17 protein-coding genes are annotated in these 22,714 nt (G+C 73.4%); 12 read left to right on the top strand and 5 right to left on the bottom strand.

Annotated elements, in window-relative coordinates; genetic code table 11:
* The first annotated feature begins 455 nt into the window (after positions 1-455).
* Positions 456-872, top strand: a complete 417-nt coding sequence (locus ABZ880_RS25000; RefSeq protein WP_361266752.1) for a cobalamin B12-binding domain-containing protein — start codon at positions 456-458, stop codon at positions 870-872.
* A gap of 152 nt (positions 873-1,024) precedes the next feature.
* On the opposite strand, the gene ABZ880_RS25005 is transcribed toward ABZ880_RS25000, so the two are convergent.
* Both ABZ880_RS25005 and ABZ880_RS25010 read right to left on the bottom strand, forming a co-directional pair.
* Complete coding sequence (locus tag ABZ880_RS25005) at positions 1,025-2,641, bottom strand: DUF5691 domain-containing protein (protein ID WP_361266754.1); 1,617 nt, start codon at positions 2,639-2,641, stop codon at positions 1,025-1,027.
* A gap of 64 nt (positions 2,642-2,705) precedes the next feature.
* Positions 2,706-4,061: an SWIM zinc finger family protein gene (locus ABZ880_RS25010; protein WP_361266756.1), complete on the bottom strand. Its 1,356-nt coding sequence runs from the start codon at positions 4,059-4,061 to the stop codon at positions 2,706-2,708.
* 133 nt (positions 4,062-4,194) lie between these two features.
* On the opposite strand from ABZ880_RS25010, the gene ABZ880_RS25015 reads away from it, so the two are divergent.
* The 8 genes from ABZ880_RS25015 to sucD all read left to right on the top strand — a co-directional run bounded on the left by ABZ880_RS25015 (position 4,195) and on the right by sucD (position 15,663).
* Positions 4,195-5,334, top strand: a complete 1,140-nt coding sequence (locus tag ABZ880_RS25015) for an AAA family ATPase (protein ID WP_361266758.1) — start codon at positions 4,195-4,197, stop codon at positions 5,332-5,334.
* Positions 5,331-5,510, top strand: a complete 180-nt coding sequence (locus ABZ880_RS25020; protein WP_361266760.1) for a hypothetical protein — start codon at positions 5,331-5,333, stop codon at positions 5,508-5,510. Before ABZ880_RS25015 ends, ABZ880_RS25020 begins: the two co-directional genes overlap by 4 nt.
* A gap of 13 nt (positions 5,511-5,523) precedes the next feature.
* The gene (locus ABZ880_RS25025) at positions 5,524-8,067 is read left to right on the top strand and encodes a DUF5682 family protein (protein ID WP_361266762.1); all 2,544 of its coding nucleotides are present in this window, start codon (positions 5,524-5,526) and stop codon (positions 8,065-8,067) included.
* A 175-nt stretch (positions 8,068-8,242) separates the two neighbouring features.
* Complete coding sequence (locus ABZ880_RS25030) at positions 8,243-9,430, top strand: VWA domain-containing protein (protein ID WP_361267102.1); 1,188 nt, start codon at positions 8,243-8,245, stop codon at positions 9,428-9,430.
* A 332-nt stretch (positions 9,431-9,762) separates the two neighbouring features.
* Entirely contained in the window at positions 9,763-10,779 is a 1,017-nt protein-coding gene (locus tag ABZ880_RS25035) for a hypothetical protein (protein ID WP_361266764.1), read from the top strand.
* 261 nt (positions 10,780-11,040) lie between these two features.
* Complete coding sequence (locus ABZ880_RS25040) at positions 11,041-13,134, top strand: hypothetical protein (RefSeq protein WP_361266766.1); 2,094 nt, start codon at positions 11,041-11,043, stop codon at positions 13,132-13,134.
* 443 nt (positions 13,135-13,577) lie between these two features.
* The gene (gene sucC, locus ABZ880_RS25045) at positions 13,578-14,756 is read left to right on the top strand and encodes an ADP-forming succinate--CoA ligase subunit beta (RefSeq protein ID WP_361266768.1); all 1,179 of its coding nucleotides are present in this window, start codon (positions 13,578-13,580) and stop codon (positions 14,754-14,756) included.
* A 22-nt stretch (positions 14,757-14,778) separates the two neighbouring features.
* Entirely contained in the window at positions 14,779-15,663 is an 885-nt protein-coding gene (sucD, locus tag ABZ880_RS25050) for a succinate--CoA ligase subunit alpha (protein WP_361266770.1), read from the top strand.
* Positions 15,664-15,741: 78 nt separating this feature from the next.
* Here the strand turns inward: sucD and ABZ880_RS25055 are convergent, their stop codons facing one another.
* On the bottom strand, positions 15,742-16,806 hold the full coding sequence (locus tag ABZ880_RS25055; RefSeq protein WP_361266772.1) for a helix-turn-helix domain-containing protein: 1,065 nt from the start codon (positions 16,804-16,806) through the stop codon (positions 15,742-15,744).
* Between the two features lie 96 nt (positions 16,807-16,902).
* Here ABZ880_RS25055 and ABZ880_RS25060 point away from each other — a divergent pair, with 96 nt between their 5' ends.
* Positions 16,903-18,792, top strand: coding sequence for a DUF6350 family protein (locus tag ABZ880_RS25060; RefSeq protein WP_361266774.1), 1,890 nt, complete (start codon positions 16,903-16,905; stop codon positions 18,790-18,792).
* Between the two features lie 30 nt (positions 18,793-18,822).
* Here the strand turns inward: ABZ880_RS25060 and ABZ880_RS25065 are convergent, their stop codons facing one another.
* The gene (locus ABZ880_RS25065) at positions 18,823-19,602 is read right to left on the bottom strand and encodes a hypothetical protein (RefSeq protein ID WP_361266776.1); all 780 of its coding nucleotides are present in this window, start codon (positions 19,600-19,602) and stop codon (positions 18,823-18,825) included.
* A gap of 330 nt (positions 19,603-19,932) precedes the next feature.
* Here ABZ880_RS25065 and purN point away from each other — a divergent pair, with 330 nt between their 5' ends.
* Positions 19,933-20,562 carry a phosphoribosylglycinamide formyltransferase gene (gene purN, locus ABZ880_RS25070; protein WP_361266778.1) on the top strand — a complete coding sequence of 210 codons (630 nt, stop codon included), beginning with the start codon at positions 19,933-19,935 and terminating at the stop codon, positions 20,560-20,562.
* Complete coding sequence (gene purH, locus ABZ880_RS25075) at positions 20,559-22,148, top strand: bifunctional phosphoribosylaminoimidazolecarboxamide formyltransferase/IMP cyclohydrolase (RefSeq protein WP_361266779.1); 1,590 nt, start codon at positions 20,559-20,561, stop codon at positions 22,146-22,148. The genes purN and purH overlap by 4 nt, the downstream gene beginning before the upstream one ends.
* A gap of 69 nt (positions 22,149-22,217) precedes the next feature.
* On the opposite strand, the gene ABZ880_RS25080 is transcribed toward purH, so the two are convergent.
* Positions 22,218-22,631, bottom strand: a complete 414-nt coding sequence (locus ABZ880_RS25080; RefSeq protein WP_361266781.1) for a hypothetical protein — start codon at positions 22,629-22,631, stop codon at positions 22,218-22,220.
* Positions 22,632-22,714 lie beyond the last annotated feature (83 nt).

The raw sequence follows: 22,714 nt of genomic DNA on the forward strand, positions 1-22,714 counted from the left end.
CAGGAGGACGCCTCTGTCCCCCGTGTGCCCTCGTGGGAAGCCGCGACGGAGGCGGTCGACGGGGCATGAGAGGGGCGCGTGGGGTGAGTCCGCTGTGCGGCGAATGCGGCGCGGGTGGTACGGGTTGTGCGAGTAGTGCTTCTGGTGCTCGTTGCGCCTGTGACGCCGCCGACCTGCCCTACGTGCCCTTCATGCCGGTGTCGACGCGCCGTACCCCCACGGCGCGCGGCTTGCGGCGCGGTGGTGCGGCGACCTCGTTGCGGCTCCCGTTGCGCGTGTTCCCATAGGAACGATGCGCGGTGAACGTGTCCCACCGTGTGATTTCCCCCTCGGTCTACAGCGCGAAACTGCCGGTTGCGGGATGCTGGCGATAACGTTCGTTCACTTCCCCGGCCGGTGCGGGTACTGCAGTACTTGTCGGTAGGGATGAATGCAGTCGCTTCATGGAGGCAGTGATGGGTGTGGCAGCCGGTCCGATCCGCGTGGTGGTGGCCAAGCCGGGGCTCGACGGCCACGATCGCGGAGCCAAGGTGATCGCGCGGGCGCTGCGCGACGCCGGTATGGAGGTCATCTACACCGGCCTCCACCAGACGCCCGAGCAGATCGTCGACACCGCGATCCAGGAGGACGCCGACGCGATCGGGCTGTCGATCCTCTCCGGTGCCCACAACACGCTCTTCGCCGCGGTGATCGCTCTGCTCAAGGAGCGGGACGCGGAGGACATCCTGGTCTTCGGCGGCGGGATCATCCCCGAGGCGGACATCCCGCCGCTGAAGGAGATGGGCGTCGCGGAGATCTTCACGCCGGGGGCGACCACGCAGTCGATCGTGGACTGGGTGCGGGCCAACGTTCGGCAGCCGGCGGGGGCGTAGGCCTCCGGCGGTGCGGCCGTCGTTCAGTGCGGGTGCGCCGAGGTGGCTGCCCCTGGGGGCTCCGCCCCCAGACCCCCGATCGGCCCGAAAGACCTCGTCCTCAAACGCCGGACGGGCTGGATGCAGCCGACCGGCGCTGAAGACGTACAGCTCTACGCCTCCAACTCCTGGGCCATCGCCGCCCGCAACCGCAACGTCGTGACCAAGCGCTGGAACGCCTCCGCCCAATAGCCGCCCGCTCCCGGCGACGCGTCCTCGGACTCGTCCGGTATCGCCAGCAGACCGTCCAGGCGGCCGGCCTCCGAAGGGTCGAGGCAGCGCTCGGCCAGGCCCATCACTCCGCTGAAACTCCATGGGTAACTCCCCGCGTCCCGCGCGATGTTGAGCGCGTCGACCACCGCCCGCCCGAGCGGCGCGGTCCATGGCACTGCGCACACCCCGAGCAGCTGAAACGCCTCCGACAACCCGTGCGCCGCGATGAACCCGGCCACCCAGTCGGCCCGTTCGGCCGCGCCCAGCGTGGCGAGGAGCTTGGCGCGCTCGGCCAGGGACACCGCCCCCGGCCCGCCGGCCTCCGGCGAGGAGGGGGCGCCGAGCAGCGCCCGGGCCCACTCGGCGTCCCGCTGCCGTACGGCGGCCCGGCACCACGCGGCGTGCAGTTCGCCCTGCCAGTCGTCCGCCACCGGCAGCGCCACGATCTCCCGGGGAGTGCGCCCGCCGAGCCGCCCCGACCATGTGCCGAGTGGTGTCGCCTCCACCAACTGGCCGAACCACCAAGACCGTTCACCCCGCCCCGTCGGCGCCTTGGACACGACACCGTCGCGCTCCATGCTCGCGTCGCACTCGCGCGGAGCCCTGACGGCGATCCTCGGCGCGTCCCGCGCGTCGTCGACGGCCACGCACGCGGCGGCCCTGACCGCCATCCGCCCCGCGAGCGCCGACCCCGGCAGGGCGGAGAGCAACTCGGCCGCCGTCGCCCGCACGTTGCGGCTGCGGTCGGACAGCGCCTGTTCCAGGAAGGGCTCGTCCCGGGGGCCGAGTCCCGTGCGCAGTGAGTCGAGGAACATCAGACGGTCCTCGGCCCGCTCCGTCGGCCAGGTCGTCGTGAGCAGTTCGCGCGCGGCGGCGGGCTCGCGGGAGCGCAGGGCGGACAGCAGCGCGACCCGTTCGGCGAACAGGCCCTCCTCCCAGAGCCGCCAGATCTGCTCCGTGTCCTCGGGGTGCGGCAGCGCTGCGCCTCCGCCCGGCGTGGCGCGCAGGGCGAACTTCCAGTCCGGGTTCAGCCGGGCGAGCCACACGGCTCGCGGCCCCGCGAACGCCAGCGCCGCCGGCCGCAGATCCGTACGGCCCCGGGCCGCGTCCAGCAGCGCGGGCAGCGCCTGTGGAGGTGGGGCGAAACCGCGGGCGTTCGCCGCCGCGAGCCACTGGGGCAGCAGTTCCATGAGGTCCGGTGCGGTGCCTCTGCGGCCGCCGCCCGCGCCCGGGCGGTCGGCGAGCAGCAGGGCGAGCCTGTGGGCCGCCGCGGCGGGCAGCGCGGGGCGCGGGTCCCCGGCGGCCGGCTCCGGCCGCCCGGCCGCCCGCGCGGGCCGCAGCCCGGCCCGCCGCCGTACGGTCTCCACGGCCGCCGCGTCCAGCAGCGCCACCGGTGCTTCCCGCCCGGAGGCACCGCCCGGCGGTGTGCGCCGCTCGGTCCCGAGCAGCGCCGCCGTGACGAGTTCCTCCCAGGCGCCCGGCGCGGGCGAACCCACGGGCGTGGACGTGCTGTTCATGCGGTTCCCTTCCGTGAGGTGCCCGTCCCGGCGAGCGTCGTACGGGGGGCCTTGGACCGTCGGCTCAGCACAGCGGCACCGCCTCGCCCGCGCCCTCGGGCCAGGCCGTCAGCGGGGTGAAGCCCCGGTGACCGCACTCGCCGAAGACCTTGACGGGGGCGCCGGCCGAGAGGGCGACCAGCCGCCAGAGGCCGGGGCGGGCCCGGGCGGCGGGGGTCAGCGGCAGCGCGGCATCCTCGTCGGCGTCCGCGAGCTGCCAGGAGTCGCCGTCCGGGACCGGTATGACCCGCTCCAGCGTGACCGGGACGGAGTCCAGCCACGGGTCGTCCCGCAACGCCTCGCCGTAACGGGCGGCCGCCTGGGCCGTCGTCACTCCCGGTGGCCGTGTCACCGACGGTGCCGGCGGGGCGAACTGCTCGCCCAGGGCCGCCCGCAACTGGCCGGCCCCCGGATAGGCGGACACCTCCGCGTCCAGGGCCAGCCCCATGGGCAGTGCCAGCTCGGGTGCGCGGCCCGCGGCGCCGTAGGAGAGGAGCAGGGCGGTGCGGCCCGAGTCCGAGCCGTGGAGCCAGATCCGGCGGGTCGTCAGGCGGGCGTCCGCCGTGTCGTACTGGGCGAGGACCAGCCAGCGGTCGCGCAGCGGCGCGCCGTCCGCCGTGCCGGGCAGGCCGATGCGGGAACGGACCGTCGCCGCGAGGCCGTCCGGCAGCTGCTCACGGCGCAGCCAGCCCTGGTCGAGGAGATGGAGCAGCGCGCACTCCTCCAACAGGCGCACCGGCCAGCCGGGGCCGGACGACGGGATCGCCCCCAACTCCCGCACCCGCGCGGCCAGTCCGGGCGCCTGAGCGTCGACCATGCGGGCCGCGGTCTCCTCCCACAGCCCGTACCCCGACTGTTCCGCGCTCGCCAGGCCGCCGCGCAGCAGGTCCGCCAGGCGCTGCTCCAGCTCGGTCGCGCCCGCGGTGACCCGCTCGGCCCGACGCTCGACCCGCCGTCGTGCCGCTTCCGGATCCGCGGCGGAGGACGAGGGACCGGCCGCGCATGCCGCCCGCTTCTGCTCCGTGCGCTGCCTTCTCCCCTCCAGCCACTGCTCAGCCCAGTCCGGCGCCTGCCCCGCCGGCACCGCGCCGTCCTCTCCCGCCCAGAGCAGCAGCAGCCCGAGGGCGTGCTTGCACGGGAACTTGCGGCTCGGACAACTGCACTTGTACGCGGGGCCCGCCGCGTCCGCGATGTCGACGACCGTCTGATACGGCTTGCTGCCACTGCCCTTGCACAGCCCCCACACCGCCCCCTCGTCGGAACTCCCCGCCTCGGACCACGGCCCCGCCGCGCCGAGTTTGCTTCCCGCTTTGCGTGACGCGGCGTCAGGCGCCAGTGCCAGCACCTGATCCGCGCTCCAGCGCACCCCCTGCTGAGTCATGTCCTCGACGGTAGATCCCAGCACTGACAATCGGCCTCGCGAGCGCGTTTGCGCAGGTCGGAACGCGTTGTCAGTGGCGTGGTGCACGGTTGGTGGCAGATCCGAACCGGCCGAGCTGGAGGGGGCCTCAGCCATGTCTGTGTCCGTGGAACCGACGTCCGTCGAAGTTGCCGAAGTACTCGCGAAGGAGCCGGCCGAGGCGTTGCGGCCGCACGCCGAGGACGCGTTCGCCGGTGAACTCGCCGCGCTGGCCGCGCAGGACGACCGCCCGCGCCCGGCCCGCTGGAAGCTGTCGCCGTGGGCGGTGGCGACGTATCTGCTCGGCGGCACCCTGCCGGACGGCACGGTCATCTCACCGAAGTACGTGGGACCGCGCCGCATCGTCGAGGTCGCCGTCACCACGCTCGCCACCGACCGCGCCCTGCTGCTGCTCGGCGTGCCCGGCACCGCGAAGACCTGGGTGTCCGAGCACCTGGCCGCGGCGGTCAGCGGCGACTCGACCCTGCTCGTACAGGGCACGGCGGGCACGCCCGAGGAGGCGATCCGGTACGGCTGGAACTACGCGCAGCTGCTGGCCAACGGCCCGAGCCGCGACGCCCTGGTGCCCAGCCCGGTCATGCGGGCCATGGCGGAGGGGATGACCGCGCGGGTGGAGGAGCTGACCCGCATCCCCGCCGACGTACAGGACACGCTGATCACGATCCTGTCCGAGAAGACGCTGCCGATACCGGAGTTGGGGCAGGAGGTGCAGGCGGTCCGGGGCTTCAACCTGATCGCCACGGCCAACGACCGCGACCGCGGGGTCAACGACCTCTCCAGCGCCCTGCGCCGCCGTTTCAACACGGTGGTGCTGCCGCTGCCCGAGAGCGTCGAGGCCGAGGTCGACATCGTCTCGCGCCGGGTGGACCAGATCGGCCGCTCCCTCGACCTGCCCGCCGCACCCGACGGCATCGACGAGATCCGCCGTGTCGTGACGGTCTTCCGTGAGCTGCGGGACGGGGTCACGTCCGACGGCCGTACGAAGCTCAAGTCGCCGAGCGGCACGCTGTCGACGGCGGAGGCGATCTCCGTGGTCACAGGCGGGCTTGCGCTGGCCGCCCACTTCGGCGACGGCGTGCTGCGGGCCGGCGATGTCGCCGCGGGCATCCTCGGCGCCGTCGTCCGCGACCCGGCGGCCGACCGCGTCATCTGGCAGGAGTACCTGGAGGCGGTCGTGCGGGAGCGCGACGGCTGGACGGACTTCTACCGGGCCTGCCGGGAGGTGAGTGCGTGAACGATCTGGGGTGGGGGCGCGCGAGCGGCAACAAGGGGTCGGGCGGATCGGGCGGGAACCAGGGATCGGGCGGCTCGGCGCGCATGACGTACGAGGACGGCCTGGGCGTCGGGTACGGCAGTGGCGGGGAGGGCGTCAGGAAGGCGCCCCGCGGTGGCAGTTGGTGGCGGCCATGACTAGGGGGACGGTGTGACGGGGCTCGGAAAGGGCGGGAGCGGGGCGGCCGGTGGCGGGCCGTTGCTGCTCGGTGTGCGGCATCACGGGCCGGGGTCGGCGCGGGCGGTGCGGGCGGCGTTGGACGAGGCTCTGCCCGGGGTCGTGCTGATCGAAGGGCCCCCGGAGGCCGACGCGCTGATCCCGCTGGCCGCCGAGGAGGACATGCGGCCGCCGGTCGCCCTGCTGGCCCATGTCGTGGACGAGCCCGGCCGCTCGGCCTTCTGGCCGCTCGCCGAGTTCTCCCCCGAGTGGGTCGCGATCCGGTGGGCCGTGGAGCACGGAGTCCCGGCGCGCTTCATCGACCTGCCGGCGTCGCACACGCTGGCGTGGGGGAGGGGAACGGCGGCCGAGCCGGATGAGGGACCGGGCAATGGGCGGGGCGGCGACGCCGATCCGGCAGCCGGTGACGAGGGCGATTCCGGGGGACCCGCCGACGGTCCGGCCCGGGAGGCCGACGTCCGTGTCGACCCACTTGCCGTGCTCGCCGAAGCCGCCGGTTACGACGATCCCGAGCGTTGGTGGGAGGACGTCGTGGAGCACCGGGGGACGGGTGAGGGAGACGTGCTCGCGCCGTTCACCGTGCTCGAGGAGGCCATGGGGGCCCTGCGGGAGGTGTACGGGAGCGGGGGGCACGACCGGGACCTCGTGCGGGAGGCGTACATGCGGCTCCAGGTGCGGGCGGCGCAGCGGGAGTTCGAGGACGGGGTGGCCGTCGTGTGCGGGGCCTGGCATGTGCCCGCGCTGCGGCAGAGGACGGCCGTCGCCGCCGACCGGGCGCTGCTGAAGGGGCTGCCCAAGGTCAAGACGGACATGACGTGGGTGCCGTGGACGTACCGGAGGCTGTCGCGGTTCAGCGGGTACGGGGCGGGGATCGACTCGCCGGGCTGGTACGGGCATCTGTTCGGTGCGCCGGACCGGCCGGTCGAGCGGTGGATGACGAAGGTGGCCGGACTGCTGCGGGACGAGGACCGGATCGTCTCCTCCGCGCACGTCATCGAGGCGGTGCGGCTGGCGGAGACGCTCGCCGTGATGCGCGGCCGCCCGCTGGCCGGACTGAGCGAGACGACCGACGCCGTGCGGGCGGTGATGTGCGAGGGCTCGGACGTGCCGCTGTCCCTGGTGCACGACCGGCTGGTCGTCGGGGATGTGCTGGGGGAGGTGCCGCAGGCGGCGCCCGCGGTGCCGTTGCAGCGGGACCTCGACCGGATCCAGCGCCGGCTGCGGCTCAGACCGGAGGCGCTGGAGCGGGAGTTGGAGCTCGACCTGCGCAAGGAGACCGACGCGGGGCGCAGCAGGCTGCTGCACCGGTTGCGGCTGCTGGGCGTCGAGTGGGGTGAGCCGGTGGCCTCGCGGGGCAGCACGGGGACGTTCCGGGAGACGTGGCGGCTGAGGTGGGAACCGGAGCTGTCCGTGCGGGTCGCCGAGGCCGGGGTGTGGGGGACGACGGTGCCGGCCGCCGCGACGGCCAAGGCGGAGGCGGACGCCGTCGCCGCGCAGGGGCTCGCCGACATCACCGCACTCGCCGAGCGCTGCCTGCTGGCCGAACTGCCGGAGGCGCTGCCCGTGGTGATGCGGGTCCTCGCCGACCGGGCGGCCCTCGACGCGGACGTCGGCCACCTCGCCCAGGCCCTGCCGGCCCTGGTCCGCTCCCTCCGCTACGGCGACGTTCGGGGCACGGACACCGGGGCGCTGGCAGAGGTCGCCGCGGGCCTCGCCGAACGAATCTTCGTAGGCCTCCCCCCGGCCTGTGCCGCCCTGGACACGGACGCGGCCGAGGAGATGCGCCGCCACGTGGACGCGGTGCACGGGGCGGTGGGCCTGCTGAGCGAGGCGTCACCACGGACGCACCGGGCGGCCGCCTCGCCAACTGACGCCGCGGCAGCGGGACATGGGGCGGGGGAGTCTTCGGTGGCAGATGCCCCCGACTCGGCCCGGGTCCCTGGCGACCTGCGCACGCGCTGGCAAGGCGTGCTGCGGGTGCTGTCCGGGCGGGACACCGTGCCCGGGGTTGTCCGGGGGCGGGCCGTGCGGCTTCTGCTGGATGACGGGGAGTTGGGGCAGGACGAGGCCGCGCGGCTCATGGGGCTCGTGCTGTCGCCGGGGACGCCGCCCGGGGATGCCGCCGCGTGGATCGAGGGCTTCGTCGGCGGCGGCTCCGGCGGCGGGATGCTGCTCGTGCACGACGAGCGGCTGCTCGGGCTGGTCGACGCCTGGCTGGCCGGGGTTCCGGCGGCGGCGTTCACCGACGTGCTGCCTCTGCTGCGGCGCACGTTCTCGGCGTACGAGCCCGGGGTGCGTCGCACCCTCGGCGAACTCGTCCGCCGCGGACCGGGTCAGCGCAGCGGCGTGACGGCGGCCGGCTCCGGCATACCCGGCTTCGCGGCCGACCTCGACCCCGGGCGCGCGGACGCCGTGCTGCCGGTGGTGCGGCTGCTGCTGGGGCTGGAGTCGGACGGAGCGGAACAGGACGCCGAGAAGAACGACGTCGACAACGACCTTGTGGGGGTGGCGGGATGACGAACGACGAGCTGCGGGAAGCGCACAAGAGGCCGGGCGTGGTGGCCACGGGCAGGGAGCGGAGCGGAGCCCGGGCGGAGGACCGTCCGGCGGCTGCCGTCGCGGTGATGCCGCTCTGGGCCCGGCCTCGCACGGGGGTGCGTCGATGACCACGCACGCCATGACCACGCACGCCATGAACACCGAGGCCACGGTCACGGAGTCCCTCAGCACGGACCCCGCCCAGGAGCGGCTGCGGCGCTGGCGGCTGGTGCTCGGGGGTGACGCGGCCGACGGCACCGGGTGTGCGCTGTCGGGGCGGGACGCCGCGATGGACGGGGCGTTGACCGCGCTGTACGGGAAGGGGGACCGGCAGGGCCAGGCGGGGAGGGACCGTTCGGCGGGGCTCGGGGCGTCGGCGCCGTCCGTGGCGCGCTGGCTCGGGGACATCCGGACGTACTTCCCCTCCTCCGTCGTACAGGTCATGCAGCGCGACGCCATCGACCGGCTCGGGCTGTCCGCGCTGCTGCTCGAGCCGGAGATGCTGGAGGCGGTGGAGGCCGACGTGCACCTCGTCGGCACGCTGCTCTCCCTCAACAAGGCGATGCCGGAGACGACGAAGGAGACGGCACGCGCGGTCGTGCGCAAGGTCGTCGAGGACCTCGAGAAGCGGCTCGCCACCCGCACCCGGGCCACCCTCACCGGCGCGCTCGACCGCAGCGCCCGTATCAACCGGCCGCGCCATCACGACATCGACTGGAACCGCACGATCGCGGCCAACCTGAAGCACTACCTGCCGGAGTACCGGACGATCGTGCCGGAGCGGCTCATCGGCTACGGGCGGGCGTCCCAGTCGGTGAAGAAGGAGGTCGTCCTCTGCATCGACCAGTCGGGGTCGATGGCGGCATCCGTCGTCTACGCGTCGGTGTTCGGCGCGGTGCTCGCATCCATGCGGTCGATCGACACGCGGCTCGTCGTCTTCGACACGGCGGTCGTGGACCTCACGGACCAGCTCGACGACCCGGTGGACGTCCTGTTCGGCACACAGCTCGGCGGCGGTACGGACATCAACCGGGCGCTCGCCTACTGCCAGTCGCAGATCACCCGACCCGCGGAGACGGTGGTCGTGCTCATCAGCGATCTCTACGAGGGCGGGATACGCAACGAGATGCTGAAACGGGTCGCGGCGATGAAGGCGTCGGGAGTGCAGTTCGTGGCGTTGCTCGCGCTGTCGGACGAAGGGGCGCCCGCCTACGACCGGGAGCACGCGGCCGCGCTCGCCGCGCTGGGGGCACCGGCGTTCGCCTGCACGCCCGATCTCTTCCCGGAGGTGATGGCGGCGGCGATCGAGAAGCGGCCGCTGCCGATACCGGACACAGCGTGACGGCGACGCGGGAACGGCGTGACGGGGACGTGGGAACACCGTGAGGATCGGCCGCCAGGGAGGGTCCGCTGACGATTTGTCGACCAGTCGTCGTCCGACTTGGCCCAGCAAAACGGACATGCCTACCCATCGGTAACGGAGGGCTTGCGCAACCTCGGGAGTGCCGTGCGAGTATCGACGCCTCATCAGCGGTGCGCCGTTGCTCCGCTCACCCGTACCGCGTCGCGCCGACTCGTAGCTCGTTGCGCGAAGTTCGCTCAGACCGTTCCGCCGCACGGGAGGACCCCTTCTTGACCTGGCCGGCAGCCTTGCCTGTTGCCGCTCTGCGCGTGATGCGCACGGCGGTTGGACGGCGTGCGCTGCGAGTGGCGGTCGTGGTGGGCGGGTTGTTCGCGCTCGGCTTCCTCTGTGGGGAGCAGGCGCATGCGGCGGAGGAGGCGCCGGTCGTCTCCTCGTCCGCGGCCGTGTCCGCCGTTTCGACGGATTCGGCGGTCGGCGTCAGATCGTTGACGGACAGTACGGTCGGCCGGCTGGTGAACGTTCCAGTGGCACCGTCCGGGCACCGGGCGGCGCCCGCGGCCAAGCCGAAGCCGGACGCTCCGGCCACGCCGAAGCCGACGCCTCCTGCCACCCCGGCACCGGCTGAGGCCGAGCCCGACGCAGCCGTTCCGGCCCAGGCCTCCGTCTCCACCACCCTGAACCACGTCACCGGCGCGGTCGGCGCGGTCGGGCAGCAGGTCGTCGGTACGGTCAACAGCGTTCCCGGCAAGGTCGGCCCGGTCGGTGACCTGGTGGAGACCGTGACCGAGGATCTGGGCAAGGCGACCGCGCAGATACCGCCGCTGTCATCCCTGCCGACCGTGCCCGAGTTGCCCTCCCTGCCTTCCTTCCCGACGTTGCCGTCGCTGCCCACCACACCCGGCTTCCCCGTGCTCCCCGGCCAGACGCTGCCGGCGCCGGTACCGCAACCGGGCTCGGCAGTGCAGTCGTCGACGCACGGCGGCACCTCCGGGAGCCGTGACGGGGCAGCCGGAGCAGAGGCGAGCGGCACGGCATACGGGCCGCGGTTCGGCACGGAGTCCGACGCCGTCCACAACCTGGCGCAGGGTGGTGGGCATCGGGCCACCGGTCCCCGGACCGCCCCCGCCCACCCGGCCCCCGACGGTGACCCGACCGGCGCGCTCGGCAGCCCGTCCGCCGTCGACAACGCCACGTCGAGGCACGGTGACGGACACGCCGTCGCCCTGAACCACCGGGCGCCCCTGCGGCTCGTGGCCGGCGCCGCCGCGCGCGCAGCCGCGGCCGAGACCCGGGACAGGTACCGGGACATTCCCGTTTCCCCCGCCTAGGGCAGGCACTACCCCCGCCACCGGACCTGCCGCGCGGGGGCGGAACAGGTCTGCCCGACCGTCCGGACACCCCTGACGAAGCCCGGACGCAAGCCGCCGACTCCCCTGGTCCTCCGGTTCTCAACTCACCGGACCACCACACCGGAGCCCGGCGCCGGAAATGTCACCCAAGCCCTCCGAAGAAGCCCCGGAACTCCCCGGATCTCCCCCGAGATCGCGGAGCTTCGGCGCCTCCGAGGATCCGAAGGATCTGACGCACGCATGAACAAGAACATCCGCCGCTCCATTGTCATAGCAGCCGGCGTGACCGGCGCATGGGCGCTCGGTTCCGCCGCGGCCAGCGCGGACGAACTGTCCTCCTCCTCCCTCTCCGTGTCGGACACGACGACCGACACCGACAGCACCGTCGGCACGCTCACCGACTCCGTCACGAGCACGGTCGACGGCGTCGTCACCGGCGTCCAGGACACCGTCTCGGGCGTCACCGGCACGGTCGACGGCACCGCCGCCAAGGCGACGTCCACGGCCACCGGCACCACCGACACCGCGAAGAAGACGCCGGCCGCAGGCACCGCCGAGCAGGCCCGCAAGTACGTCGACGCCAAGGTCTCCGTCCCGCAGGCCGCCAAGAAGGCCACCAAGATCAAGGGCGCCGCCGCCATCCAGGGCGCCAAGGCTGCCCGCGCCGCACAGGCCGGGGCGCAGGCCAAGGCCGCCGAGGCCACCGACACCGCACACAGCACCGCCTCCGACGCGACCGGTCGCTCCCCGCAGGGCGACATCGACTACCTCTTCGGCCCCCTCGCCGCCTTCGCGCCGGAGCTGGAGCAGGTCCTGGCAGCCGCCCAGACGAAGTTGCAGGGCGTGCAGTCGGCGGCCCGCACCCAGACGCAGGGCGTCGACGGCGTCGTGCGGACGAAGGCGCAGCAGACCGTCGCGGGCGCGGGCCGCACCGCCGCCGGTGTCACCGGCGCCACGCAGACTGCGGCGACCGGCGCCCAGGGCCGGGCCGCCGGAGTCGCCACCCTCGCGCAGGGCGAGGCAGACACCGTCGCCTCCGCCGCCCAGGCCTCCGTCGCGGCCGTCCCGAGCCATGTCACGGGCACCGTCGGCGGGGTCGCGCAGCAGGTCGTCGGCACCGTCAAGAGCGTTCCCGGCACGGTCACCCCGATCGTCGAGGAGACGGCCGCGGCAGCGGTTCCGCCGGTCGTGACCTCGGCCGTGAACGGCGTGACGCCGGTCGCCGGCCAGGCGGTCGCGGGCGTCGTCCCGGTCGCCGGCCAGGCCGTCGGCGGGGTCGCGCCCACCGCAACGCACGCCGTGGCCGGCGTGACGCCCCTCGCCACGGGCGCCGTCGGCGGCGTGCTGCCGCTCGCCACCCACACGGTCGACGGCGTGGCACCGGTCGCCACCGGCGCGGTGCACGGCGTGCTGCCCGTCGCGGGCGGCGCCGTGACCGGGGTCCGGCAGACCGCCGGTCACACGGTCGACGCCGCGACGGCGCTGGCGTACGGCGTTGCGGCCGACGTCCAGCCGGTCGCGGGCGGGGTCGTCCAGGGCGTCCAGCCGGTGGTCGCCCACACAGTGCGGGGCGTCCAGCCGGTCGCCGCCGACGCCGTGGCGGGTGTCCAGCCGGTCGCCGGAGGCGTGGCCCAGGGCGTGACGCCGGTCGCCGGAGGCGCGGTGTCGGACGTGCAGTCCGTCGCCGGCCACGCCGTGTACGGCGTGGCGCCGGTCGCGGCCGGTGTCGTCGCGGACGTGCCGTCGTACACCACCGGACTGGTCGGTCAGGTCACCGGCGATGTCACGGGCACCGTGCTGCCGCCGGTCGCCGACACCGCCGTGCACGGCGTGCTGCCGGTCGCCGGGCAGGCCGTGGCGGACGCGGGCGGGCTGGCGTACGGCGTCACGGGCGACGTGCGGCCCTTCGCCGGCGGTATCGCCGACGACGTGGCGCCGCTCGCGTACGGCGTGGCCGGTGACGCGACCGGCCTGGCGTACGGCGTGAGCGGCCAGGTGCCACAGTTCGCGCAGGGCGTCACGCAGGCCGCCCGGCCCGTCGTGGACCTCGTCGAGCCCGTCGTGCAGGGCGTCGGCGGCAGTGCGACGACGCTGGCGTACGGCGTCGCGGGCGATGTCACGCCCTTCGCGTACGGCGTCGTCGGCGACGTCGACCCGTTCGCCCACGGCGTCGTGGGCCAGGTCGCACCCTTCGCCGGCGACCTGACCGACACCGTCCGGTCCACCGGTGGCCCCCTCGCCGGCCACGCCGTCACCGGTGTCGACGGCGTCACCGAGTCCGTCACGCCGGGCTACGCGCAGGACCTGCACTACGGCAACCCGTACGGCGTCTGACCGCATCGACTCCGCGGGCCCATGGACCCGGACGGCCGAAAGCCGTCGGTCGTCCGGCCGCACTCCCGTGGACGGGGCCAGGTGATCCCCATTGGGGTGGGGATCAACTGCTCCGAGCCCCCCTTCGGGGCTTTACAAGGGGCCTCACCGGGTAAACCCCAGCCCGGTGAGGCCCTTCCCTGTGTCCGCCCCACGGCTCTCCGGCGCCTCACATCCGGCACGCCGTGCCAGTGAGCGCGGCATCATGTGACAGGTATCACCGCTCAGGTGTGACCCTCGATTTAGGGGCCCTCCGCAACCAGCGATAACCTGCGAGACGGACATGCCGCGCGCTCGGACACCGTGTGCGCCTCCCTTGTGACAGACGGCGGACGTCACGTTGCCCTTCGCGGCACGCCCACGCATCCAACGAACCGCGAGATCACTGATAGGGACGGAAGCGCGTGGACCTGTTCGAGTACCAGGCGAGGGACCTCTTCGCCAAGCACGATGTACCGGTGCTGGCCGGTGAAGTCATCGACACGCCTGAGGCGGCCCGCGCAGCCACCGAGCGCCTCGGTGGCAAGTCTGTCGTCAAGGCCCAGGTGAAGGTCGGCGGCCGTGGCAAGGCCGGTGGCGTGAAGCTCGCCGCCACCCCGGACGAGGCCGTCGCCCGCGCGACGGACATCCTCGGCATGGACATCAAGGGCCACACGGTCCACAAGGTGATGATCGCCGAGACGGCCCCGGAGATCGTGGAGGAGTACTACGTCTCCTACCTCCTGGACCGTGCGAACCGCACCTTCCTCTCCATCGCGTCCGTCGAGGGCGGCATGGAGATCGAGGAGGTGGCGGAGACCCGTCCCGAGGCCGTCGCCAAGACGCCGATCGACGCCAACGAGGGCGTGACCGAGGAGAAGGCCCGCGAGATCGTCGCGGCCGCCAAGTTCCCGGCCGAGGTCGCCGACAAGGTCGTGAACGTCCTCGTCAAGCTGTGGGACACCTTCATCAAGGAGGACGCCCTCCTCGTCGAGGTCAACCCGCTGGCCAAGGTCGCCAACGGTGACGTCATCGCCCTGGACGGCAAGGTCTCCCTGGACGAGAACGCCGAGTTCCGTCAGCCGGAGCACGAGGCCCTCCAGGACAAGGACGCGGCCAACCCGCTCGAGGCCGCCGCCAAGGAGAAGAACCTCAACTACGTCAAGCTCGACGGCGAGGTCGGCATCATCGGCAACGGCGCGGGTCTCGTCATGAGCACCCTGGACGTCGTCGCGTACGCCGGTGAGGCGCACGGTGGCGTCAAGCCCGCCAACTTCCTCGACATCGGTGGCGGCGCCTCCGCGGCCGTGATGGCGAACGGCCTGGAGATCATCCTCGGCGACCCGGACGTCAAGTCCGTCTTCGTCAACGTCTTCGGTGGCATCACCGCGTGCGACGAGGTCGCCAACGGCATCGTGCAGGCCCTGAAGCTCCTGGAGGACCGCGGCGAGGACGTCACCAAGCCGCTGGTCGTGCGTCTGGACGGCAACAACGCCGAGCTGGGTCGTCAGATCCTCTCCGACGCCAACCACCCGCTGGTGCAGCGCGTGGACACCATGGACGGCGCGGCCGACAAGGCCGCCGAGCTCGCGGCTGCGAAGTAAGGGAAGAGGGACTCAGACAGCCATGGCTATCTTCCTCAACAAGGACTCCAAGGTCATCGTCCAGGGCATGACCGGTGCCACGGGCATGAAGCACACCAAGCTCATGCTGGCCGACGGCACGAACATCGTCGGTGGCGTGAACCCCCGCAAGGCGGGCACGTCGGTCGACATCGACGGCAACGAGATCCCGGTCTTCGGCACGGTCGCCGAGGCGATCGAGAAGACGGGCGCGAACGTATCCGTCCTCTTCGTCCCGCCGGCCTTCGCCAAGGCCGCCGTGGTCGAGGCGATCGACGCCGAGATCCCCCTCGCCGTCGTCATCACCGAGGGCATCGCGGTCCACGACTCGGCCGCGTTCTACGCGTACGCCGTGTCCAAGGGCAACAAGACCCGCATCATCGGCCCGAACTGCCCCGGTCTCATCACCCCGGGCCAGTCGAACGCCGGCATCATCCCGGGCGACATCACCAAGCCGGGCCGCATCGGCCTGGTCTCGAAGTCCGGCACGCTGACGTACCAGATGATGTACGAGCTGCGTGACATCGGCTTCTCCTCCGCCGTCGGCATCGGTGGCGACCCGGTCATCGGCACCACGCACATCGACGCGCTCGCCGCGTTCGAGGCCGACCCCGACACCGACCTGATCGTGATGATCGGTGAGATCGGCGGCGACGCCGAGGAGCGGGCCGCGGCCTTCATCAAGGAGAACGTGTCGAAGCCGGTCGTCGGCTACGTCGCGGGCTTCACCGCGCCCGAGGGCAAGACCATGGGCCACGCCGGCGCCATCGTCTCCGGCTCCTCCGGTACGGCCGCCGCGAAGAAGGAGGCCCTCGAGGCCGCCGGCGTCAAGGTCGGCAAGACGCCGACCGAGACGGCGAAGCTGGCCCGCGAGATCCTGGCCGGCTGAACGACAGCAGGCTCAACAGCGGCTTTCCGGCTGTGAGTTGACGGGCCCGCTCCCTTCCCGGGGGCGGGCCCGTCCGCGTTACCCGGTCAGCGGTACGAGCCGCTGCGGCCCGGGCACCGTCGCCTGCCGCAGCTTGGCGCGCAGCTCCACCTCCATCGCCGACAGCGGGCCCTGCGCGGCCCGCGGTGGAACCCCTTCGATCCTCGCCCCCGGGGCCACCGGCGGCTCGTAGTGCGTCGGAGCCGTCCGCAGCGTGAGCGTCGTCGTACCGATCAGGGCCACCGTGAAGGCGATGGCGGCCCGCGCCCAGAAGCGGGCGCGGCGCTCGCCTCCGGTGCGCACCGCCGGCGGCCCGGCCGCGCGCAGCCGCTCCGTGGAAGCCAGTTCGGCCAGCCGCCGGTGCAGGACGTCCGGGTCGGCGAGTTCCGGCAGACGCGCGGCGAGCGCCTCGCGCGCATGCAGCAGCCGGCCCGCCGTCGCCGGTGTGCTCGCCTCCGCCTCGGCCGCTGTTTCCGGCAGATCGAGGCCGACACCGTCGTACAGCAGAAGCGTGCGGCGGTACGACGGCGGGAGTCTCAGCAGGACGTCCAGCAGCGCCCGCCTGTCCTTGTCGGCGGGCGGCGGGTCGGGCCGGCGGTGGCGCCGGCGGAACCTGTGCCAGGGGGAGAGGGCGTACTCGTACGCCGTCGCCCGCACCCACCCCGCCGGATCCCGGTCCACGGCCACCTCGGGCCAGCGCTGCCAGGCGAGTTGGAAGGCCCGCTCGACCGACTCGCGCGCCAGCTCGCGCCGCCCGGTGAGCAGATACGTCTGCCGTACGAGCGCGGGGGCGCAGAACGCGTACAGCGCGTCGAAGGCCTGAGCGGGCGTCAGGGGAGCGGCCGATGCGGGAAACGGACCCGCCGGCTGCTTGTCCGGACACGCCGTCACCCTGGCCCCGGTCCGGGAGAGTTCGGCCAGGAGTGCCAGATAGGCGGCCCGCTTCCGGCCGCGCGGGGTCGTACGGCCGGACTCCCACGAGGCGACGGTCCTGCCGGCGATGCCGAGCCGTGCGGCGACCTGATCCTGCGTCAGTGCGCCTGCCTCGCGAAGGCGTCGGCGTTCCGTGGGGGGCGGCAGCGGGCTCGAAGCGTTCGGCGTCACGGGGCGCCCTTCCGTGGGAAAAAGAACATAAACGTATATTGAGCGACACTTCGGAAGTTCGCCTGTTGCGACGGGAAAGCGCGTGTCGTTGGGAGCATGGCCGTCGTGACCCAGATGACCGCCCGCCGCTCACCGATGTCCCCCCTGCTCGCCCGGGTGCGCGACCGGCCGCCCGGGCTGGGCACCGGTGTCCTGAGCGGCGCGTTGGCCGCCGGGCTGGGGCTCGGTTCGTTCGCCGTACTCGTGATCGCGCTGTGGATCAGCTCGCCGTATCCCGACGGCGGACCCGGCGCCGCGCTGCATGTCGCGGCGGCGCTCTGGCTCCTTGCCCACGGCGCCGAACTGGTCCGCACCGACACGCTCTCCGGCGTTTCCGCGCCCGTGGGCGTCACACCGCTGCTGCTGCTCGTGCTGCCGGTGTGGCTGATGGACCGCGCGGCGCGGGACGCGGTGGACGGCGGCGCGGAGGACGGGGCGGACGCACCGCTCGTCCCGGCCGGCACGGCATGGGCGGGCGTCGTCCTCGGCTACCTCGGCGTCGGCGTGGCCGCCGCACTGTACGCCTCGGGCGGTGAGCTGCGGCCGTCGTGGGTGTGGACCGTGGTGTCCCTGCCGCTGGTTGTCGCGGGGGCGGCCGGGGTCGGGGTGTGGAGGGCGTACGGGCGCCCCCGCGAGGCCGTGGACGCGGTGCTGGCGCTGCTCCCCGCCGGTACGCGGTGGCTGGTGGTCGGCCCGGACGCCGGCGTCCGCCCGGGCACGGCTGCGCGGGCCGCGGCGGCCGGGACGGCGGTGCTGGTCGGGGGCGGGTCGCTGCTGGTGGGGGTGTCGCTGGTGTGGCACGGTGCGGCGGCGCGGGGCTCCTTCCTGCAGCTGACCGAGGGCTGGTCGGGCCGTTTCGCGGTGCTGATGCTGTGCCTGTCGCTGGTGCCCAACGCGGCGGTGTGGGGGGCGGCCTACGCCCTCGGCCCGGGGTTCGCGCTCGGCACGGGGCATGCGGTGGGGCCGATGTCCTCGGCGCCGGCGCCCCTGCTGCCGCCGGTTCCGCTGCTGGCCGCCGTGCCGGAGGCGGGGCCCGGGGGCTGGCTCAACTGGGCCGCGGGGGCGGTGCCGGTGGTCACCGGGCTGACCGTCGGATGGTTCGTGGGCGCGCTGGACGGAGGGCGGCCGGGGCGCGGTTTCCGGAAGGGTGCGGGCGACGGGGCCCGCATCGGGCGGACCGCCGCAACCGTCGCGCTGGCGGCTCTGTTGTGCGCGGTCGCCGTCGCCGTCCTCGCGGGCTCGGCGGGCGGCCCGCTCGGCGTGGCGGCGCTCGCCCGGTTCGGCCCGGCGTGGTGGGAGACGGGCGCCGCGGCCTTCGCATGGATCGCGGTGGTGGGCACCCCGACGGCGGTGGTCCTGCGGGCCTGGCGGTGCCGGAGGCGCCGGGCGGGCGGGGCGAAGGCCGCGGAGAGTGCCGCGAAGGGCGGGACCAAGGTCGTGGAGCCGAGGTCGGAGAAGGACACGCCGGAGGAGGCCAGGACTGCAGGGAAGTCCAAGTCGGGGAAGACGGGGTCGGAGAAGCCCGGGTCGGAGGCGCCGAAGTCGGAGGCCCCGGAGGACAAGGGCTCCGGCGGGGGCCCGCTCCGAGGGGCGTCGGCCTCGGCCGGCCGGTGGTTCGGGATCCGGAAGCGCGCCGGGAGCAAGGACGGGGCGGCGAAGGCGGCGGACACGGCGCCCTCCGCGACCCAGGACCAGGACAAGGTGCCCTACGACCAGGACGACGTACCCCAGCGCCGGGACGACAGGCACCGCACCGGCCAGGACGACGTGCTCCGTGCGCTGCGGGACCGGGACGACGACACGTTCGAGCCGTACGACTTCCTGCCCGTCGAGCCCTTTCCGGAGCCGCTGTCTCTCTGGCACGACGACGACGCCACCCGGGAGGCCCGCTGGGCGGCGCTGAAGAAGGCGTCCGACCCACAGCCCGAGTCGCCGGAACAGCCGTGAACCACGGTCATTCCCCGCACCGGTCGTCGGTCAGCTGTTGGTCCCCAGCAACCCACGCAGCTCCTTCGGCAGAAGCTGCGTGCAGGACTGCTTCGCCGCGTTCGTCAGGGCGTCGTTCGTGCAGGTGTAGTAGTCGCTGTAGACCAGCTGCGCGGTGAAGCTCGCGGCGACCAGGACGATGGCCAGGGAGGCCGTCACCAGGCCGCTCACCGCCGCCGTCGTCTGGGGGCGTGCGGACGGGTCGTGGGTCGAGGTCGAGTTGTCCGGGGTGCGGGACTTCGCGCGCAGGGCGCTGCCGCCCCAGTACAGGGACAGCGCGCCGAGCAGCAGGGCCACGTACGGCCAGCTGAAGAGGGCGAAGAAGAAGGCCCACATGCCGCACAGCAGCGAGTAGCGGGCGCGGCGCTGGGCGGGGTCGGCCGGGTCCCAGCGCATGCCCGAGCCGGGGGTGTTGCCGCCCTGGCCCTCGGGGCCGGGGGCCGGACCGCCGGGGCGCTCGCCGAAGCCACCGGGGGAGCGGCCCGGCTGGCGGTCGCTCCACTGGCTGCCCCAGGGGGAGCGGTTCTCGGAGCCCTCGCCGTCCTCACCGCTCGCCGGGCGGCGCGGCTTCCACGGGCGGTCCGGGGTGCCCTCCGGGGGCGGTGCGAACGGGTTGTCGTCCTGCGGGGTGCCGTCCTGCCCGTCGTCCTTGCGGTCCGAGGGCGCGTCCGGCGGCGAGGCCGGCCGCTCCCGCAGCAGCACGGTGTCCCGCTCGCCTCCCTGTGCCGGGAGCGGGGGGAGCGTGAGGAGTCGCAGGCTGCGGTCCGACATCAAGAGAGCGTCTTCCCCTTGGTGAACGTGGCTGGTGAACGTGGCTGGGTGAACTCGGCGAACGTGATGGATACGGCTGGTCCTGCAAGAGCTGTCACACCGTGAACGCACCGCACGACAGGCACGTTCCCGATCCGGCTCCTCCCAGACGCTACCTTCCGGCCCCGCCCCCGTCCCGAGGGGGCCGCCCGGTGTGCCGGTATCGTTGCTGACGGTCGGCCGCTTCGTAGACTTCCCCGTATCCCGGGGCGCGAAGCATTCGTACGAATGTACAAGCACACGGCGTACGCCCGGCCGTACGGAAACGCTCCCCCGAGAAAGGGCCCCACCGTGGCCGCCAAGCCCGTGGTCAAGCGCCTCGTCGTGCTGGTCTCCGGATCCGGCACCAATCTGCAGGCGCTCCTCGACGAGATCGCGGCCACCGGAAGCGAGGCCTACGGCGCCGAGATCGTGGCCGTCGGCGCAGACCGCGGCGGCATCGAGGGGCTCGCGCGCGCGGAGCGTGCCGGGCTGCCGACCTTCGTGTGCAAGGTCAAGGACCACGAGACGCGCGACGAGTGGGACGCCGCCCTCGCCGAGGCCGTCTCCGCGTACGAACCCGATCTGGTGGTCTCCGCCGGGTTCATGAAGATCGTGGGCAAGGAGTTCCTGGCCCGCTTCGGCGGGCGGTTCGTGAACACCCACCCCGCCCTGCTGCCCAGTTTCCCCGGGGCCCACGGTGTGCGTGACGCGCTCGCGTACGGCGCCAGGGTCACCGGCTGCACCGTCCACTTCGTCGACGACGGCGTCGACACCGGGCCGATCATCGCCCAGGGCGTGGTGGAGGTCCGGGACGAGGACGACGAGAGCGCTCTGCACGAGCGCATCAAGGAAGTCGAGCGAAGGCTGCTCGTCGATGTCGTGGGGCGGCTCGCCCGCAACGGCTATCGCATTGAGGGACGAAAGGTAGTTATCCAGTGACCGCCGACATCAACAAGCGGCCCCTTCGCCGGGCGCTCGTCAGCGTCTACGACAAGACCGGGCTCGAGGAGCTCGCGCGCGGGCTGCACGAGGCCGGTGTCGAGCTCGTCTCCACCGGCTCCACCGCGGCGAAGATCGCCGCCGCGGGCGTCCCCGTCACCAAGGTCGAGGAGCTCACCGGCTTCCCCGAGTGCCTGGACGGCCGGGTCAAGACCCTGCACCCCAAGGTGCACGCGGGCATCCTCGCCGACCTGCGGCTGGAGAGCCACCGGCAGCAGCTCGACGAGCTGGGCGTGGCCCCCTTCGACCTCGTCGTCGTCAACCTCTACCCCTTCCGCGAGACCGTCGCCTCGGGGGCGTCCCCCGACGAGTGCGTCGAGCAGATCGACATCGGCGGTCCGTCGATGGTCCGCGCGGCCGCCAAGAACCACCCGTCGGTCGCCGTGGTCACCAGCCCGGCGCGGTACGCGGACGTCCTCGCCGCGGTCAAGGACGGCGGCTTCGACCTCGCCACCCGCAAGCGGCTCGCGGCGGAGGCCTTCCGGCACACGGCCGAGTACGACATCGCGGTCGCGAGCTGGTTCGCGAGCGCCTACGCGCCCGCCGACGCTGCAGCTGACAGCGGCTCCGCCGCGGGCCAGTTCCCCGAGTTCATCGCCGCCGCCCTGGAGCGCAAGAGCACCCTGCGCTACGGCGAGAACCCGCACCAGCCCGCCGCGCTCTACGTCGACGGCACGGGCACCGGTCTCGCTGAGGCCGAGCAGCTGCACGGCAAGGAGATGTCGTACAACAACTACACGGACACGGACGCCGCCCGCCGTGCCGCGTACGACCACGACGAGCCGGCCGTCGCCATCATCAAGCACGCCAACCCCTGTGGCATCGCGACCGGTTCGGACGTCGCCGAGGCGCACCGCAAGGCCCACGCCTGCGACCCGCTGTCGGCGTTCGGCGGCGTCATCGCCGTCAACCGTCCGGTGTCGAAGGAGATGGCCGAGCAGGTCGCCGAGATCTTCACCGAGGTCATCGTCGCGCCCGACTACGAGGACGGCGCCCTCGAGACCCTCGCCAAGAAGAAGAACATCCGTGTGCTGAAGGCCCCGGCCGCGCCTTCCCACCCCGCCGAGGTCAAGCCCATCGACGGCGGCGCGCTCCTCCAGGTCACCGACCGCCTCCAGGCGGACGGCGACGACCCGGCCAACTGGACGCTGGCGACGGGCGAGGCGCTGTCGGCGGAGGAGTTGGCCGAGCTGTCCTTCGCCTGGAAGGCCTGCCGCGCGGTGAAGTCCAACGCGATCCTGCTCGCCAAGGACGGCGCCTCGGTCGGCGTCGGCATGGGCCAGGTCAACCGGGTCGACTCCGCGAAGCTCGCCGTCGAGCGGGCCGGCGCCGAGCGCGCGCAGGGCTCGTACGCCGCCTCGGACGCGTTCTTCCCCTTCCCGGACGGCCTGGAGATCCTGATCGAGGCCGGCGTCAAGGCCGTTGTCCAGCCCGGCGGTTCGGTCCGCGACGAGCTGGTCGTGGAGGCCGCGAAGAAGGCGGGCGTCACGATGTACTTCACGGGGACGCGGCACTTCTTCCACTGATCGGACACTGGTACGACCGCGGCCTCCGGCCCTCCCCCGAGGGAGCCGGAGGCCGCGGTGCTGTGGGGGTCAGCAGGCGGGCAGGCCCGGGATGGGGTCGTAGTCGTTGCCGCCCGACACCTTGTTCGCCGGGAAGTAGCCCCAGGCGTTGTGCTCGCTGCCGGTGTCGCCCTGGGTGTAGAGCCACCAGTCGTTGCGGGCGTCGCCGACGGGCGGGTTCGGGAAGTCCGGGACCTTCGTCTGGCAGACGAACCAGTTGTCGCCGGCGTTCAGGTACCCGATCGGCCGGCGATAGAGATACACGTTGCCGCCCTGGTAGTTGTGGCAGTAGCGGGCGGTGTAGGTCCGGCCCTCGGGGTCGGTCTTCGTGCCGGCGTTCCCCCAGCAGCCGCTCGGTGCCGCCGACGCGCCTGCCGGTGCCAGGGCGACGGCGCCCGTTGCCAGTACCGCCGCCGCGCCGAGCGAGGCGAGTGTGCGCTTCATGGTGGTGTCCCTCCGGTCCTGCCACCCCCGTTGGTGGACACGGCAACCGTGGCGCCGGGCGCCCACGGGCGGTACCTGGGAAC

The sequence above is a fragment of the Streptomyces sp. NPDC047043 genome, assembly GCF_040644055.1.
Classification (GTDB): Bacteria; Actinomycetota; Actinomycetes; order Streptomycetales; family Streptomycetaceae; genus Streptomyces.

What these genes read in the sequence shown, in the direction of transcription:
- ABZ880_RS25000 (WP_361266752.1), top strand. Translation starts at nt 456, where the DNA reads ATGGGTGTGGCAGCCGGTCCGATCCGCGTGGTGGTGGCCAAGCCGGGG.
- ABZ880_RS25005 (WP_361266754.1), bottom strand. Translation starts at nt 2,641, where the DNA reads ATGAACAGCACGTCCACGCCCGTGGGTTCGCCCGCGCCGGGCGCCTGG.
- ABZ880_RS25010 (WP_361266756.1), bottom strand. Translation starts at nt 4,061, where the DNA reads ATGACTCAGCAGGGGGTGCGCTGGAGCGCGGATCAGGTGCTGGCACTG.
- ABZ880_RS25015 (WP_361266758.1), top strand. Translation starts at nt 4,195, where the DNA reads ATGTCTGTGTCCGTGGAACCGACGTCCGTCGAAGTTGCCGAAGTACTC.
- ABZ880_RS25030 (WP_361267102.1), top strand. Translation starts at nt 8,243, where the DNA reads ATGAACACCGAGGCCACGGTCACGGAGTCCCTCAGCACGGACCCCGCC.
- ABZ880_RS25035 (WP_361266764.1), top strand. Translation starts at nt 9,763, where the DNA reads ATGCGCACGGCGGTTGGACGGCGTGCGCTGCGAGTGGCGGTCGTGGTG.
- ABZ880_RS25040 (WP_361266766.1), top strand. Translation starts at nt 11,041, where the DNA reads ATGAACAAGAACATCCGCCGCTCCATTGTCATAGCAGCCGGCGTGACC.
- sucD (WP_361266770.1), top strand. Translation starts at nt 14,779, where the DNA reads ATGGCTATCTTCCTCAACAAGGACTCCAAGGTCATCGTCCAGGGCATG.
- ABZ880_RS25060 (WP_361266774.1), top strand. Translation starts at nt 16,903, where the DNA reads ATGGCCGTCGTGACCCAGATGACCGCCCGCCGCTCACCGATGTCCCCC.
- ABZ880_RS25065 (WP_361266776.1), bottom strand. Translation starts at nt 19,602, where the DNA reads ATGTCGGACCGCAGCCTGCGACTCCTCACGCTCCCCCCGCTCCCGGCA.
- ABZ880_RS25080 (WP_361266781.1), bottom strand. Translation starts at nt 22,631, where the DNA reads ATGAAGCGCACACTCGCCTCGCTCGGCGCGGCGGCGGTACTGGCAACG.